The organism is Roseococcus sp. SYP-B2431 (genome assembly GCF_004336745.1).
GTDB lineage: Bacteria > Pseudomonadota > Alphaproteobacteria > Acetobacterales > Acetobacteraceae > Roseococcus.
Window position 1 is genome coordinate 1 of sequence record NZ_SJXD01000020.1, and the last position, 749, is coordinate 749.

General features: G+C 62.5%; 1 protein-coding gene. It reads right to left on the reverse strand.

Annotation, left to right across the window (positions count from 1 at the left end):
- A partial coding sequence (locus tag EJV46_RS08000; RefSeq protein ID WP_131548104.1) for a hypothetical protein occupies window positions 1–533 on the reverse strand: 533 nt, incomplete at its 3' end.
- Between the last annotated feature and the right edge of the window lie 216 nt (window positions 534–749).

The window sequence follows — 749 nt, forward strand, 5'->3', positions numbered from 1 at the left end:
GGCAGGGCGATCCGGAACTTGGGGCAGGGGCCGTGCTGGAAGTAGGCGAACTGCTCGTCCGTGCCGGTGCGGGTCGCACCCGCGGCAATCTTAGGTAGCATACCCCTGTGCCGGAGGAACGCTTCCGCCGCCGAAGAGTCCGTATCACTCCGCCCGGTCTCACTCAGCCACTTGTCGAAGACCTTGCGGGACATCTTGGCCTTGAAGGTGAGATGCGACCAAGTCGAGCTGACCACGGCCGCCCAGCCCAGACCGCGGAGAGCAGTGCTGATTTCGTCCATCGTGGCACCGCTGTCACTGTCCAGCATGACGAGGTCGATGCGCTCCGCGTCCTCCTTCTTGCGCTCCGTCCCTTTGAACAGGGCAGGGACGATACACGAGCCCTCCTTCCTGCCGATCGCGTGTGCGGTAAGTTGTATTGCGAGTTCCGTCCACGGCAGCTCACGCCGATCGATCCATGGTGTGGTCTGATCGAACACGCCAAAGGTGGCGTTGATGATGTGGCCATGAGCGGAGCTTGGGTGTCCCGACATGAAGTCTGCATGCCAGAGGTCGGAGGGCGCCGCCTCTACACTATAATCACCAAAGCCTTTCCGTGATTATAGCGTAGCAGCGCGAGCCGCGGCGGCCGAGTAAATCTCCGTCACATGAACCGCGATCGTTCGCAGAGCCGGCGCAGGCCGCCCGGGATGCCTAGCAGCGAAGAGCCTCCGAAGCTCGAACGCCTCCATCTCTTGGCCTTTGTGCCG